Genomic DNA, 13,299 nt, shown 5'->3' on the forward strand with positions numbered 1-13,299 from the left:
ATTTTACCTCTAAATCACAAAATATCAAGGCACAAATGATGTTGACTGATCTGATTCATTGTGGTTTAATATATAAAAAAAAGGGGGTTCTAATGGGATTAGAAGTAAAGATCACTAAGAAAAAGGATTACGTTTATTCAGTTGAGCTGAAAGGGCCCATTGACAGTAAGACCTATCAGGAGTTGGAACAGGAATTAAACGAGATCACTAATGAAAGCACAAAGGCAGTGATCCTGGACATGAGTGGGGTTGACTATGTGAGCAGTATGGGCGTAAAGGTGGTAATTACAGCAAAGAAGTCTTTGGAAAGAAAAAAGGCAAGCTTTGCCATGGTGGACTTACAGCCTCAGGTTAAAAAGGTGTTTGATATGCTGAAGATCCTGCCCATGTTTGACATATTTGATGACGCGCCTGAGGCAGATAAATATATCGACCAGATCATAAAGGATGAGATTAAAAAGCAGTCTACATGAAGGCTGCTTATTTCAATACTTTCAGAACACCTCTGGCACTTTTTGGCATAGTGCCCTTATTTTCTATTAGTATCTCTTCTGCTGACAAGCTCTTTCCGTAAAGCGTTTTATTGCCATCCAGGTGTTCCTTAATGACCGCGCCTTCTAACTTAATACCGACAAACAGCCCCCTGCTTCTGGAATAAGCAAGTATGCCGCCTTTTAGCTGCACATCTGTTGAGGCCTGAGCCTCTCTTCCCACTGGGCCAGCAGCTACTGCAGCATCTGCGCCTAATTTGAACTTTCCCTGCAGAAGTCCGTCCACGCTGCGCTTATTCATGATAAGCAGGACTATGTCTGTTGCCTGACCGCCTATCTGCCAGCCAATACTCCCTCCTGCCAGAGTAAAGATAGCAGGACTTGACCACCTGTCTTTTGAATTATTCCGCACCATGATTATGCCCTGGCCGTATTTTGCGCCTATGCCCAGACCTGCAGATACAGTATTAGGGAAAATCGCGACAGCCTGGCATTTCCCAATAAGATCTTCTGGTATATGCTGATCTGGCATACCCTGTACCTCAGATAAGACCTTGCCTGATTCTTCTACGAGCCGCGTCCATTTATTCCCTTCAGCTATTGCATGACTATAAAAAACAGTGCTTAATAAAAATATAGCGCAAACCAAAATTTTGCATAGCTTCACTTCAACACCTCCAATATCTTTTCATGAATCTTTCTGTTAGAAGCAACGATGTAGGATTTTTTTTGCGTATCAATCTCTTCTCCGTGTCTGCCTGTAACTTTACCACCAGCCTCTTCTACAATGAGTCTGCCTGCGGCAAAATCCCACGGGCTGAGTTCAAATTCCCAAAAACCAGCTGCGCGGCCGCACGCGACATTACACAGATCAAGCGCTGCAGCGCCAAATCTTCGCAGGCCCAGAATTCGCTTAAAGAAAAACTCTTTTATGTTGCCAAGGGTCTCGACCATTGACTCGGCCCTGTTATAATAGAATCCTGTAATAAGGAGGGATTTTTCAAAGCTATCTGCGGAATTGACCTTTATTGATTCCCTGTTTAAAAACGCGCCTCTCCCTTTCTCCGCATAAAATAACTCATTCCTCATCACATCATACACAACGCCCAATATTGTCTCATTGCCTTTAGTAAGCGCGATCGAAACACAGAAAATAGGCAGCCCGCATGAAAAATTATTCGTGCCATCCAGAGGATCAATGATCCACGTATATTCAGAATCTGTCCTAGCGTATTTTTCTTCTTCAGCTATAAAATTATGTTGAGGGAAATATTTTTTTATTAAAGATACTACAGCCCTCTCGCCCTCAATATCTGCCCTGGTCACGAGGTCAAACGAAGACGACTTTATCTTTATGCCCCCTTTGCAGCCAAAATACTTCTTATGGATCTTCCCGGCTTTCCTGGCTGCCTTTATGGCAAGATTAAGATGACTTATCAAATCGCCTCTATTGTCGAAGGTGGCTTTTTAGTGATATTATAAGTGACGCTTACAACACCCGGGACCTCGGCGACTATCCTATCCGCTAATTTACAGAGTGTCTCGTGAGGCAGCTTTGTGGGGGTTGCTGTTCTTGCATCAATGCTGTCCCAGCATCGCACCTCGATCTGCATGCCAAAATCCCTTTTTCCATCCCTCATACCAGTAACCCTGTCCTGATGCAAAATTCCCATATATTGGAACGCGCCTGTTGAACCTAATTCTTCTTCAACAACAGTGGTTGCCTTTCTCACTATGCTGATCTTTTCTCGGGTTACTTCGCCTATGACCCTGGCTGCTAAAGCTGGTCCTGGAAAAGGTATGCGCTTGTACGTAGACTCTGGTAACCCCAAAGCATCAGCGATCTTTCTCACGCCATCCTTGCGCAGCTGGATCAGAGGCTCGATGATCTTATATCCGAACTCCTTTTGAGGATCAATACCGATCTGCTCAAAGACATTGTGCTGCCTCTTAACACCAGCAACAGTCTCGTCAACGTCTGTCAGGATAGTACCCTGCAAAAGGTACTTAGCGCCGCTCTCTTTTACAAGCAGACCAAACACATCCTTATAAAAAGTCTGCGTAACTGCCTCCCTTTTCTCTTCAGGGTCGGTTATACCTTTTAACGCATTGAAAAATTTATCCTGCGCGTCGATTATCTCTACCTGAACCCCCAGACTTTTAAATAATGCCTTGATCTTCTGAGGCTCGCCTTCTCTCATTATTCCGTTATCTATAAAATATGTCTTAAGTCTGTCTCCCATGGCCTTATGTCCCAACATTGTAACAGCACAAGAATCCACTCCTCCTGAAAGCGCGTTGATAGCCACACCGCTACCAACAGCAGATGACAGCTCTTTTACCTTTTCCCCAATAAACCCTCCTACATCCAAATCCTTTACTGTAATTTCTTTAACAGCCATATTGCCCTCCCTTTCTTTTTTATATGATACTATTACAACGACACAAAAACAAGCTTAAAATCCCTTCTTTCATAAATGTCGTAAATAGTGTATACTGGCTCCATAAAGCTATGAAGAAATCTATTAACAACTTACTTATTGCATGTCTTTTGACTGCGCAAAGCACAGTATACGCAGAAGAAATCTCATCCAGCTTTATGCCTGAGACCGAGACCAAAGAAATTACCTATGTTGATAAAAAAAGTGGCGAGTTTCGATCGAAATTAAATGTTTCTCTTAAAAAAATCTCCAAAGATGGACGCATAATTTACCAGCTATCTTCGACTGGCAAAGGTAACCATGATAAGTATCAGGATGTAGTATGGGAAAGTACTGCGGAGATGGAAGATAGAGAAGGCCTCCTCTATCCATTATATAGCATTACCACCATAAAAGAGGCAATGGATGGCATAGACATCAAACATGAAAAGCGCTTTGATTATGACAAGCGAAAGATATTTTACTCTATATCAGATAGCAAAGGAAACATTATTAAAAAGGCTGCATTTCCCATAAAAGGACTAACTACTGAGTCTAGCACAATGACGTATGTACTAAAGGTCTTTATAGCTAATCGCAATGACAAGACATATAGAGATATTTATCTACTCTCTGATAGAGCAAAGCTTTACCGCGTGACTATTAAGCCTATGGGGAAAGAAATACTAGATCTGCCTTCAGGAAAGATAGAAGCTCTTAAACTAAGACTAGTCCCTAATCTGGGGATACTTACAGGCGTAATCGGCTCATTAATACCACCCACCTATGTCTGGTACATCGACCAACCCCCCTACAAATGGCTGCAATACCAGGGCCTAGAAACAGGCATAGGCTCAACCCACATCAGGGCATACACAAACTAAAGAACCTTCCTTCACAAACTCCAGACAGTTTCCCGATTGTTGACTCGGTAGACGTCTCGCATTTTACCCAATATTGTCAAAATATACTCTTCGCTTTGTGTATTAAACTTTTTTTCTAAACGGTCGGTTTTTAATATCAGCAATATTTTATTATCAAACCTATGCCATTCTTCAAGTGCTTGCTTTATTGTCTTTTCATAATCATCAAACAAAGTAACTACTATCTGCTCTTCATTCTCAAGCATCAACGAACTAGAAGCGATATCTATTGCAATAGGGCCGTCTTTTGCGCCTTTTACTTTAACGCAAACATGATCGGGATTGTTTCTGTCTGGAAAATACCCTAATTCTGGTTCCAAGCCAATCTCCAAGTCTTCAATTGCAGCTTTAAGCGCAAATGAAAGTACTTCACAAAAGCCAGCATCAGGCGACTTGCTTTCGCTAATATTTAATTCGATATACCTATAAAGATCGCCAGCGAGCAGTGCTGCTTTAATTCTATTTTCTCTAATTTTTGTAACTGAGTCGTAAACCTTCTTCTCGTAATCTAAAAATAGTCCCTTTATTCTTTTCATTGTTACATTACCGTCCTCAAGCGGTGCCAAAACTTCGATAAGCACATAATACAAGTTGTCTAGTTTCTTCTCACACTCCTTGTCTAAGTCATCTATAGCTTTTTCTCTTAGATCGTCTCTGTATTTTATCAATCTTGCCATATTTTTATTATTATTCCCGCTTAAATAAACCCTGAGGCATCTTTTCTCCTGCGATAAAGAAAGGTCTGGATAAGCAAGACCCCAGCAAAAAACGACCCCTATCATCGTAAATATTAATGCTATATTATAAGATTTTTTAATCTTCATGATAATCTAGGCAGAGAAAGGCCATGTTTTCATGGCCTACTCCTTATATTAATTTTAATTATACCAGATTATCGACGATTCGTCAATTTAATACTGCGTAGGTCTTTTTATGAATAAGTGGGGCGTGGGGTGTTCTGCAAATGGGAGGATCCACACCGGGCGGAGGGGCCCATTTGTAGAATACCTCGCGCCCCACAATACTAGATTAAAAGATTGCTTCTCCGCCTGCGGCGAATCGCAATGACAGGTTGGGTTTTAACCTATTGAATAGATCAAGAGGGCACCCATGGCTATGACTATGATCGCCATGATCCTTGCAGTGCTAGCTGGCTTCTGGATCCACCAGTCTAGCTTGGCCTTTATCTTGTCCGGTCCAAGGATAAAGAGATAAATGCCTTTTAAGAGAGACATGATGCCCATTACAAGTATGACGCCGGATATCCTGCACTGTGATGCAGATGATAGGAAGATAACAGCGAACAAGATATTTATAACAGCGCCTACATATAGGCGTTTTCCCTGTTTCCAGAAAGCCGCGTATGATTTTAGCGCCTTTGGATTTAGTAAAAAGATAACGCCCATTACTACGATAACTATGGCCAAGAGCCTGATGAGTATGAGCATGTCCTATGCCCTCCTTTTCTTTCTCTTTAACGCCTTTTCCATCCTGTAACGCGCTAGTTCACGCGTGCTGCCCTCTGTCAGATGGTCGCTGCACAATGCAGCAAAACCCCGCCTATTTTTGATCTTGAATACACGGATCTTCATAGAGCCCTCCTTTGTTCGCCTATAGTTTTATTATAACGCTACTAGAGTGAATTTTTCAAGGTAATTAAGGTAATGTCATCATGTTGGGGCGCGCGATGACAGAATTTAAATAATTCGTCTTTTATGTCCTTACCTTTTGAGACTATGTCCTTAACAGCTTCCATATCGAATTCCTGGCCGCGTATGTTGCGGGCCTCAGTTACACCGTCTGTAAAAACAATTATCTCATCCCCTTTTTCCAGGTCAAATACCACGTCTTTATATTCTACATCTTCCATGATGCCAAGGGGCATGTCTGTGGCAAGGTCCATATCTAAAATAGATTTAGAATTATTTTTACGGACAAGTACTGGCGAATGACCTGCTGAAGAGACCCTGACTTTTTTCTCTTCTACATCAATGATCATATAGAGACACGTCACGAACCTGCCAGCGAATCTGCCGTAGAGCTCTTTATTAAGTCTCTGTAAAACCTCGCAGCATGTAGAATATTGCCGTGAAAATAACCTGAAGACCGAGATGGTCTGCGCCATGATCAATGACGCAGGTACGCCCTTTCCAGACACGTCTCCGATAAACACGCCTAATCTTTTATCATCAAGCGCAAAGATATCATACAGATCCCCGGCCACGAACTTTGCTGGCTGCAGGAACGCAGATATTTCTATGCCATGGAATTCTTTTGTATCCTCAGGTAGGAAGCTTTTTTGTATTTCGCGGGCAATGTCTAGTTCCTTTTCCAGGAGCTCTCTTTTTTTTACCTCATCAAGGAATTTATAGACCGTAGCGCTTATATAAGCAACACCTATGATCAATATTGGCAGGAATAAATTGATCCACAAGCCTAAAAATATAAAAAGCGCTGTGGCAATAATAAAATAGACGCTGCCGAGGATTATGTTTCCTGCAAGCGCCTTTATCGCATGAAATCTCAAACAGATAATAATGCTCAGAATAAAAATTAGCAGATTGATAAGCATATTTAAAAACGCGCCCGCGTCTCTTATGAATTCCTGATTGATTATGCTGTTGAATACGCTTGCCTGTAAGCCAAGCATTGGATAGATATTCTCTAAAGGCATTGGCTTTAAGTCAGATGTACCTGCAGCAGTAAGGCCTATAAAACAGATCTTATCTCTGATAATTGAGAGATCTATCTGAGGCAACTCCCCTCGCTCTTTGTCTATGTAGGATTTGAGTATTTCAAAATATGAAAAATGCCTGAAAGATCTGCCCCATTTATCAGGATAATTGACTAAGAAAGAACCATCCGGCAACACTGGCAAAGAAGGTTCATAACCCAGCCAATCAGATGCTGCCTTAAAGGCCAGGTGAGGTAAGGGCGTGCCTTTATACTTTATAAACAGTGGGATCCTTCTTGCCTTGCCGTCGCTGTCTACGGATACGTTGATGTGGCCTGTACCAGCCGCGTTTTTCTTGAGACCTTCGCATATGTCCGCGACTATTGTCTCTGTCTCAGGAAATCCTTTGCATGCAAAAGGGAGATAGGCATTACCCGCGTTCTTTATGGCATTAGAAAATGCATCATCGTACAGCGTGGGCTCGCTAAAAAGCACGTCAAATATCACCATCTTCGCGTCATATTCTTTTAGGACATCCAGCATGCTGGCATGAAAATCGCGCGGCAATGGCCAGGCATTTAAGTTTTTCAGCGTGTCGTCGGAGATCTCAATTATCAGGATGTCCTGAGATGCCTTAAGAGGTGGTCTTAATTTAAACCTCAGGTCATAAGAGATGAGTTCGTAATTATCAAGGGATCTTGCGAAAGAAAGGATTGAAATAATGATACAGCCGAGGATAACTATCCATAATTTTATTGGGATCTTTTTTAAGAATTTCATCAGGGTGTGTTAAAAATGTGACGCTGGATCCTGGTAACCGCCGGTAATATCTGGACCGCCAGGCGCGTCTTCTCCTCCAGTACCTTCCCCTCTGGGCGCAACGGTATTAACATGATCTATGAATTTGCCCCATTCCTGGTAATTTCTGCCACCCAGGGGAATCAGTTCGCCAATAAAACCACCAAATTTTACAAAGCGGCGATATCCGCTGGGTGTATCTTCTTCACCTGTAACATCGCCCTCTTCATCAAGACTCTTGGTGTAGACAGTATCATTAAAACAATCTATAAAGGTCCTGCCCCTGCGATAATCTGTGATCCAGCCAGTACCCCTTGCACCAGCTATGGCTGTAGGCGTGCGGATCTCGAATTTCTCGGCCTTTGCCAGGCCTTCGATCAATGAAAACACCCTGCCTTCAGGAAGAAAGATCTTTCCTGGTTCCATGCTTTCTATCTTTATGTGCGAATTCTCTTTTATGGTCAATATATTTTTCTGTTCCTCATCAAATGCCAAAGTACATCCAGCATCTTTTCTTGTCTGGATCTCAGCATCTATATCCAGCAGCATGTTGAGCTTTGCTTTGCTCCAATCAGAACCAGGCCCCTCCTTAACAAGCACAGAGCCTTTTAAATCAATGATCCTTGCTGACTGCGCATAAACGCAGGCGCAAAAGAGCATCATGTGAAACAAAACAAAAAATATCCCGATCTTTTTCATGGCTTCCTCTCTGTTTTTTATCTTTTTTTCTTCTTCTTTTTTTCTTTCTTCTCTTTTCCTTTAAATAAAAGCTTCCATGGGTGCCTCTTTATGTCACTGCTGAATTCCTCGAAGTTTTTAGAAGAGGTCTCCAGATTTTTAACGATATTGGTGATAGTGTCCTGATTGCCCTCTACAGTAACATTGAGATTTGCCACTAGCATCTCTAATTGTTTTGTTATATCGCGTGACATGATCTGCGCCTCTTCCATAAGGGTATCCAGATCCATGTAGGACTTGCCGTAAAGCACAGCGTCTGGCTCTATGAAATCCTTGCCTTCAGACGAAGATATCTGGATATATTTTTCACCCATAAGGCCCAGGGTCTTTATGGCTATCTCCGGGTTTTCCCTGATCTTTGCTTTTTCTTCCAGCCAGATCTTGAGGACAAGCTGGGTCCTGTCGTTCTCGTATGAAACATTGATGTCATCCACCTTGCCCATTTCCAGGCCATTCAACATCACAGGCGCCTTTTCTTCCAGGCCAGCCACCTCGTTAAACATAACATATATATGATAGCCCGGCCTCTTGATGTTGAGTTTGCCTGTAGAATAACTAAGGTAAAAAAGTCCTGCCAGGCAAAGAATAACGAATAATCCTACCTTAAATTCATTGGTATATTTTTTCATATGTTCCCTCTTTTCTCCTCTAGAGGCCTAGCGCCTCTATTATGCCTATGTCTTCCTTGAAAAAATCTATTGGTCCTTCAGGTTTAGCGTTTATAAACTGTTGGATATAATCATTTTTGGAATTTTTTATATCTTCTGAAACGCCTACCTCTACGATGCTTCCTTTATGGATCATCGCGATCCTGTCAGCGATCTCAAAGACACTCTGCATATCATGCGTCACTACCACTGAGGTGATCGCGAGCTTCACGCTCAGGTCTTTTATGAGCTTGTCAATGACGCCTCCTACCACAGGATCCAGGCCTGAAGTGGGCTCATCGTAAAAAACTATGTCCGGGTCCAGCGCTATTGCCCTGGCAAGCCCAACACGCTTTCTCATGCCGCCTGATATCTGCGATGGATAGTACTGCTCAAAGCCTTTTAACCCCAAGAGCGAGAGCTTCATCTTTATAATGATATTTATTATCTCGTCCGCTAATTTTGTATGCTCCCTTAATGGCAGGGCAACGTTTTCCTCTACAGTCAGGGAATCCAAAAGCGCTGAATACTGGAAAAGCATACCAAAACCCTTTCTCACTTCATCCAGTTCATGCAGAGCGGCCTTAGTAATATCCTTATTTTTTATTGTGATGCTGCCCTTATCAGGCTTTATCGCGCCAGTCATAAGCCTGAGCAGTGTACTCTTTCCAGAGCCAGAACAGCCCATTATGACAAATGTCTCACCTGGGAAAATATCCAGGCTCACATTATCTATGGTCTTGCGGCCCTGAAAAGATTTTGAGACATTTCTCAGGGAGATAATAGGTTTTGTTTTAGGCTTCTCAATGTTCATATTTTAGAAAAATAAAAAATACCTGTGACTACGCAGTCTGCCAGTATGATCAGGATAAAACTCATGACCACGCTCCTGGTGGTCGCCTTCCCAACGCCTTCAGCCCCGCCTTTTGTATTTAAACCTTCGAAACATCCAATGGTCGCGATAATAACAGCAAACACAACTGACTTTACCAGCCCCGTGTAGATATCACCGAGCTCGAGATATTTAAAGGCCGTCTGCATATATAAGTCAGGGTTGATATTAAGACTCTTTGTGCCCATCAAAAAACCTCCCAGCATACCGGAAAGATTTCCTAAAATAGTAAGGGCCGGAAGCATGACCAATAACGCCAGGAACCTGGGCACAGCAAGAAAGCGTGTTGGGTTTATGGCCATGGTCTCGAGGGCTTCTATCTGCTCTGTCACCTTCATCGTGCCTAATTCCGCTGCGATAGCTGAGCCAGATCTCCCCGCGACCACGAGCGCAGTAAGTACAGGGCTAAGCTCCCTGCATAGCGCTACCGCTACTAGAGACGAGACATACAACACCGCGCCCATCTTTTCCAGCTGATAGGCCGTCTGCATCGTCAGGACAATGCCTGTAAATATATCAACAAAAAATACGATCACTATGGAAGAGATGCCCACAAAGACCATCTGCTGAAAGATGCTCTGCCTGCGAGAGGCCTTACCTTTGAAAGGGCCAAGTACTATCCAGTACAGGATATCAAAAAAAAAGGCACCGACCTCTTTAGCCCACCTGACGTACCCTATAAAAATACTCCCTATTCCAGAGATCATTTAAAAATCCTTTAGCGCTGAGCTGCGATCCTCGAATATTTCGAAAAGCTTGTGGAGCTTTGTAAGCTCAAAGATACTCTTTACCTTTGTCTGCATGCTGTTAAAACGAAGCCTGCCGCTTATCTTCTTTAAGCGCTGAAACATCTCTACCAGGGTAGCCAGGCCAGAGCTGTCTATATAGGAGACTCTTGAAAAATCTACAAGTACCTTTTTTTCATTTCTTTTGATGATGCTATCGAAGGCCTTTCTTAGTTCAGGAGAATTACTGATATTGATCTCGCCTTCCGGGACACATATCACTACATCACTCGCCTTTTCTTCTTTTATCTTCATTGCCCGCCCCCTTTATCTTTATTGAGAATCTTTACCATCTTTATGCCGCGGCCGTCATCAAAAAAATCAACCTCGTCCATAAAGTTTTTTATCAGGAATACGCCCCGACCACAAGGCTTTTGGATATTCGCGTCTTCTGTAGGATTTGGGACATTCTTGAAATCAAACCCCTGACCCTGGTCTTTGACCTTTATAATGACGCGATCCGCGTCTACATCTATATTGACTTCCACAAAGAGATCTGGATTTAATTTATTCCCATGCCTTACAGCATTAGCCAGCGCCTCTTCGATGCAGAGTTTCATATTAAAGGAGTCTTCTTTTTGCGCCAGAAAGGGCTCTATCTTCTTCATTAACGCTTTAACAAATTCGGGTATGAGTTCTAATCGGGATGGTAATTTTTCAGAAATGCCCATACAAAAGGTGAGTTTTCATCTTTCTCTCTTCAATGCTTCTTGTTTTCCAACAGAGATCTTGCCTAAGTCTATATTTATAGCTTCTTTTCTAATACCCGGGCTATTTCCCCTAGCCTCGTCGATCTTCAAATCCATGTCCTGCACTCTCATCTTAAATCCATTGATATCTCTCTGTAACCTCTTGACCATCCTCGAAAGCTTATCGACTTTCAGGTCATCTATATCGCCCCTGAGCTGTGAAACAGTAGTCTTGTATCCGCTTTTCCACTCGCCAATATCTTCCTTTATAGCCTCTAGCCTTGACAGGACTTTCCTGGTCTCTATCTTGTTTTCATCAGCTGTGTTCTCTAAAGCTATGTAAAGCTTTTTTAAGTCTTTCTCCATCTCTTTAAATTTATCTATGGCAAACCTGGTCCGGCTATCGAGATAAGCTGTTTTTTCTTTATAGTCAGTATAAACAAAATAGCCCGCGACATAACCAGCGCCTATTGAGAAAAAGATCACCATTGTTAATAATCCACTCGCTAACTTTGCATTCTTCATATACCTACCCTCTATTTAATGTATTATAATATATTAACAGCTATTATTCAAGCAAATCTATAGAATGACCTCGTCTAACGGCTGTTTGACCATTTTTTGATGAGATCCTTTATGGCCTCTTCTATGCGGAAGAATTCTTTGCGGGCTATCCATTCTTTTTTAAATATGCTGGCGCCGATGGCAACTGCTGATACGCCGCTGTCAAAGAATGATTTAATGGTATTGGGGGTTACCCCGCCGCACGCGAGAAGCTTGATATTCTTGAAAGGCGCTTTTATCTCCTTAAAATAACCAGGTCCAAAGAATTTAGCTGGGAATACCTTTACCATTGTAGCGCCTGCGCGATGGGCATTGTATATCTCCTGCGGCGTAAATGCGCCAGGAAATACAGGGATCTTGTGCTTTACGCAATATTCTACGACATCCTTTACCAGCGTCGGTAAAACTATAAATGTCGCGCCGGCATCCAGGGCCTTATGCAGCTCTCTCATAGTAAGTACTGTACCTGCGCCTATTGTTAGACGCTTGCCAGCCACCTTCTTCATGCGCTGGATCGATTTAGGCGCATTGGTTGTATTCATCGTGATCTCGACTGTCTTAAGACCGGAAGAGATTATAGTTTTAGTAAGAGGCTTTATCGCATCTAGCTTCACATCCCGCAATATCCCCATGATCGGAAGTTTTTTAAACTTAGTTACGTTCATAATTTATTCCACAATGGTTAGGCTTTCGTAAAATTCGCGATAATTCTCTTTTTTCTCACTCTTGCGCAATGCCATGGCTGCCTTTGGGTGTTCATTCATCATGCCGGATATGGCATAAGGAATTATGTAGCCCCATTCGATTTTCTTTCTTAGGGGGATAAACTCGTTTGATATCAGATCTAGTATAGGTCGTATATCAAACTTTGGATTCTTCAGAAACCCCATCAATAGCTCTAACGGGCAGTTTCCTGCTGCTCGGCCAATACCATATACAGTGCCGTCCAGATAATTCGCGTCATGGATGATCGCCTCGATTGTATTGCCAAATGCCAACTGCTGGTGGTTATGCCCATGGAACCCTACTTCTCTTGTCTTGAGAATAGATCTGGCCTTTTTAACTAAATGCTCTACTGGCTCCTGGTACAATGCCCCGAAACTATCCACGATATAGACGACATCGACCTTGCTCTCTTTTTCTATCTGGTGAAGCGCTTCATCCAGCTCTGGCCCCTGGTCCCTTGAAATAGCCATGATATTAATGGTGGTCTCGTAGCCCTTTTCAGCAAAATCATTCACCATGCATATGGCCTTGTCTATATCCTTTACGTAAGAAGCGACCCTCATCATATCCACAGGGCTCTCGGATTTAGGTTTTACAGCTTCCATATCCACGCGGCCAACATCAGTCATCACGGAGATCTTTGTCCTTGACTCTATACCATCTATTATCTTACGTATCTCATCGTCCTCGCAAAATTTCCACAAGCCATATTCCTTGGATGAAAAGAACTTTTTGGAATTTTTATAGCCCATCTCCATATAATCCACGCCTGATGCTGAAATAGCCTTATACACCTCGCGGACAAACCTCTGGTCAAACTGGTGATTATTAATAAGTCCGCCATCCCGAATCGTACAATCCAACACCCTTATCTTCTCTCTATACATCTCTATCTCCTTCTTGTTAACTTTGCCGTTCTGTCAAAAAATATACCACAGAGTGCATAGAGATT

At 42.6% G+C, this 13,299-nt stretch carries 18 protein-coding genes; 2 read left to right on the plus strand and 16 right to left on the minus strand.

The annotated features are described in order from the left end of the window. Window positions 1-92: 92 nt before the first annotated feature. Entirely contained in the window at window positions 93-473 is a 381-nt protein-coding gene (locus P9L93_02105) for an STAS domain-containing protein (GenBank protein ID MDP8229876.1), read from the plus strand. A 7-nt stretch (window positions 474-480) separates the two neighbouring features. Here the strand turns inward: P9L93_02105 and P9L93_02110 are convergent, their stop codons facing one another. From P9L93_02110 to P9L93_02120, 3 genes are read right to left on the minus strand one after another with little or no spacing between them, the layout of a single operon-like run. Beyond that, entirely contained in the window at window positions 481-1,158 is a 678-nt protein-coding gene (locus P9L93_02110; protein ID MDP8229877.1) for a lipid-binding SYLF domain-containing protein, read from the minus strand. Then, on the minus strand, window positions 1,155-1,931 hold the full coding sequence (locus tag P9L93_02115) for an inositol monophosphatase family protein (protein MDP8229878.1): 777 nt from the start codon (window positions 1,929-1,931) through the stop codon (window positions 1,155-1,157). Before P9L93_02115 ends, P9L93_02110 begins: the two co-directional genes overlap by 4 nt. Beyond that, the gene (locus tag P9L93_02120) at window positions 1,928-2,893 is read right to left on the minus strand and encodes an ATP-binding protein (GenBank protein MDP8229879.1); all 966 of its coding nucleotides are present in this window, start codon (window positions 2,891-2,893) and stop codon (window positions 1,928-1,930) included. The genes P9L93_02115 and P9L93_02120 overlap by 4 nt, the downstream gene beginning before the upstream one ends. A gap of 110 nt (window positions 2,894-3,003) precedes the next feature. On the opposite strand from P9L93_02120, the gene P9L93_02125 reads away from it, so the two are divergent. Beyond that, the gene (locus P9L93_02125; GenBank protein ID MDP8229880.1) at window positions 3,004-3,795 is read left to right on the plus strand and encodes a hypothetical protein; all 792 of its coding nucleotides are present in this window, start codon (window positions 3,004-3,006) and stop codon (window positions 3,793-3,795) included. 11 nt (window positions 3,796-3,806) lie between these two features. Here P9L93_02125 and P9L93_02130 read toward each other — a convergent pair whose 3' ends face one another. The 13 genes from P9L93_02130 to P9L93_02190 all read right to left on the minus strand — a co-directional run bounded on the left by P9L93_02130 (window position 3,807) and on the right by P9L93_02190 (window position 13,234). Then, complete coding sequence (locus tag P9L93_02130; GenBank protein MDP8229881.1) at window positions 3,807-4,658, minus strand: hypothetical protein; 852 nt, start codon at window positions 4,656-4,658, stop codon at window positions 3,807-3,809. 255 nt (window positions 4,659-4,913) lie between these two features. Continuing rightward, window positions 4,914-5,282 carry a hypothetical protein gene (locus tag P9L93_02135; protein MDP8229882.1) on the minus strand — a complete coding sequence of 123 codons (369 nt, stop codon included), beginning with the start codon at window positions 5,280-5,282 and terminating at the stop codon, window positions 4,914-4,916. A gap of 3 nt (window positions 5,283-5,285) precedes the next feature. Beyond that, the gene (locus P9L93_02140; GenBank protein ID MDP8229883.1) at window positions 5,286-5,426 is read right to left on the minus strand and encodes a hypothetical protein; all 141 of its coding nucleotides are present in this window, start codon (window positions 5,424-5,426) and stop codon (window positions 5,286-5,288) included. Window positions 5,427-5,467: 41 nt separating this feature from the next. Further along, window positions 5,468-7,288 carry a CHASE2 domain-containing protein gene (locus P9L93_02145; protein MDP8229884.1) on the minus strand — a complete coding sequence of 607 codons (1,821 nt, stop codon included), beginning with the start codon at window positions 7,286-7,288 and terminating at the stop codon, window positions 5,468-5,470. 9 nt (window positions 7,289-7,297) lie between these two features. Beyond that, the gene (locus P9L93_02150) at window positions 7,298-8,005 is read right to left on the minus strand and encodes a FecR domain-containing protein (protein MDP8229885.1); all 708 of its coding nucleotides are present in this window, start codon (window positions 8,003-8,005) and stop codon (window positions 7,298-7,300) included. Window positions 8,006-8,022: 17 nt separating this feature from the next. Further along, window positions 8,023-8,673, minus strand: a complete 651-nt coding sequence (locus P9L93_02155; GenBank protein ID MDP8229886.1) for an MlaD family protein — start codon at window positions 8,671-8,673, stop codon at window positions 8,023-8,025. Window positions 8,674-8,692: 19 nt separating this feature from the next. After that, on the minus strand, window positions 8,693-9,475 hold the full coding sequence (locus tag P9L93_02160) for an ABC transporter ATP-binding protein (GenBank protein MDP8229887.1): 783 nt from the start codon (window positions 9,473-9,475) through the stop codon (window positions 8,693-8,695). A gap of 26 nt (window positions 9,476-9,501) precedes the next feature. Beyond that, complete coding sequence (locus P9L93_02165) at window positions 9,502-10,290, minus strand: ABC transporter permease (GenBank protein MDP8229888.1); 789 nt, start codon at window positions 10,288-10,290, stop codon at window positions 9,502-9,504. Continuing rightward, on the minus strand, window positions 10,291-10,623 hold the full coding sequence (locus P9L93_02170) for an STAS domain-containing protein (GenBank protein ID MDP8229889.1): 333 nt from the start codon (window positions 10,621-10,623) through the stop codon (window positions 10,291-10,293). After that, entirely contained in the window at window positions 10,620-11,039 is a 420-nt protein-coding gene (locus tag P9L93_02175) for an ATP-binding protein (GenBank protein ID MDP8229890.1), read from the minus strand. The genes P9L93_02170 and P9L93_02175 overlap by 4 nt, the downstream gene beginning before the upstream one ends. Window positions 11,040-11,054: 15 nt before the next feature. Beyond that, the gene (locus P9L93_02180; GenBank protein MDP8229891.1) at window positions 11,055-11,582 is read right to left on the minus strand and encodes a hypothetical protein; all 528 of its coding nucleotides are present in this window, start codon (window positions 11,580-11,582) and stop codon (window positions 11,055-11,057) included. 74 nt (window positions 11,583-11,656) lie between these two features. Next, window positions 11,657-12,286 carry a bifunctional 4-hydroxy-2-oxoglutarate aldolase/2-dehydro-3-deoxy-phosphogluconate aldolase gene (locus P9L93_02185; GenBank protein MDP8229892.1) on the minus strand — a complete coding sequence of 210 codons (630 nt, stop codon included), beginning with the start codon at window positions 12,284-12,286 and terminating at the stop codon, window positions 11,657-11,659. Between the two features lie 3 nt (window positions 12,287-12,289). After that, window positions 12,290-13,234 (minus strand): aldolase catalytic domain-containing protein, encoded by a 945-nt coding sequence (locus tag P9L93_02190; GenBank protein ID MDP8229893.1) that lies wholly within the window; start codon window positions 13,232-13,234, stop codon window positions 12,290-12,292. Between the last annotated feature and the right edge of the window lie 65 nt (window positions 13,235-13,299).

The sequence above is a fragment of the Candidatus Gorgyraea atricola genome (genome assembly GCA_030765235.1).
Classification (GTDB): Bacteria; Omnitrophota; Gorgyraeia; order Gorgyraeales; family Gorgyraeaceae; genus Gorgyraea; species Gorgyraea atricola.

Coding starts and splice junctions, on each gene's coding strand:
- P9L93_02105 (MDP8229876.1), top strand. CDS start 93: ATGGGATTAGAAGTAAAGATCACTAAGAAAAAGGATTACGTTTATTCA.
- P9L93_02120 (MDP8229879.1), bottom strand. CDS start 2,893: ATGGCTGTTAAAGAAATTACAGTAAAGGATTTGGATGTAGGAGGGTTT.
- P9L93_02125 (MDP8229880.1), top strand. CDS start 3,004: ATGAAGAAATCTATTAACAACTTACTTATTGCATGTCTTTTGACTGCG.
- P9L93_02130 (MDP8229881.1), bottom strand. CDS start 4,658: ATGAAGATTAAAAAATCTTATAATATAGCATTAATATTTACGATGATA.
- P9L93_02135 (MDP8229882.1), bottom strand. CDS start 5,282: ATGCTCATACTCATCAGGCTCTTGGCCATAGTTATCGTAGTAATGGGC.
- P9L93_02140 (MDP8229883.1), bottom strand. CDS start 5,426: ATGAAGATCCGTGTATTCAAGATCAAAAATAGGCGGGGTTTTGCTGCA.
- P9L93_02145 (MDP8229884.1), bottom strand. CDS start 7,288: ATGAAATTCTTAAAAAAGATCCCAATAAAATTATGGATAGTTATCCTC.
- P9L93_02150 (MDP8229885.1), bottom strand. CDS start 8,005: ATGAAAAAGATCGGGATATTTTTTGTTTTGTTTCACATGATGCTCTTT.
- P9L93_02155 (MDP8229886.1), bottom strand. CDS start 8,673: ATGAAAAAATATACCAATGAATTTAAGGTAGGATTATTCGTTATTCTT.
- P9L93_02165 (MDP8229888.1), bottom strand. CDS start 10,290: ATGATCTCTGGAATAGGGAGTATTTTTATAGGGTACGTCAGGTGGGCT.
- P9L93_02170 (MDP8229889.1), bottom strand. CDS start 10,623: ATGAAGATAAAAGAAGAAAAGGCGAGTGATGTAGTGATATGTGTCCCG.
- P9L93_02175 (MDP8229890.1), bottom strand. CDS start 11,039: ATGGGCATTTCTGAAAAATTACCATCCCGATTAGAACTCATACCCGAA.
- P9L93_02180 (MDP8229891.1), bottom strand. CDS start 11,582: ATGAAGAATGCAAAGTTAGCGAGTGGATTATTAACAATGGTGATCTTT.
- P9L93_02185 (MDP8229892.1), bottom strand. CDS start 12,286: ATGAACGTAACTAAGTTTAAAAAACTTCCGATCATGGGGATATTGCGG.
- P9L93_02190 (MDP8229893.1), bottom strand. CDS start 13,234: ATGTATAGAGAGAAGATAAGGGTGTTGGATTGTACGATTCGGGATGGC.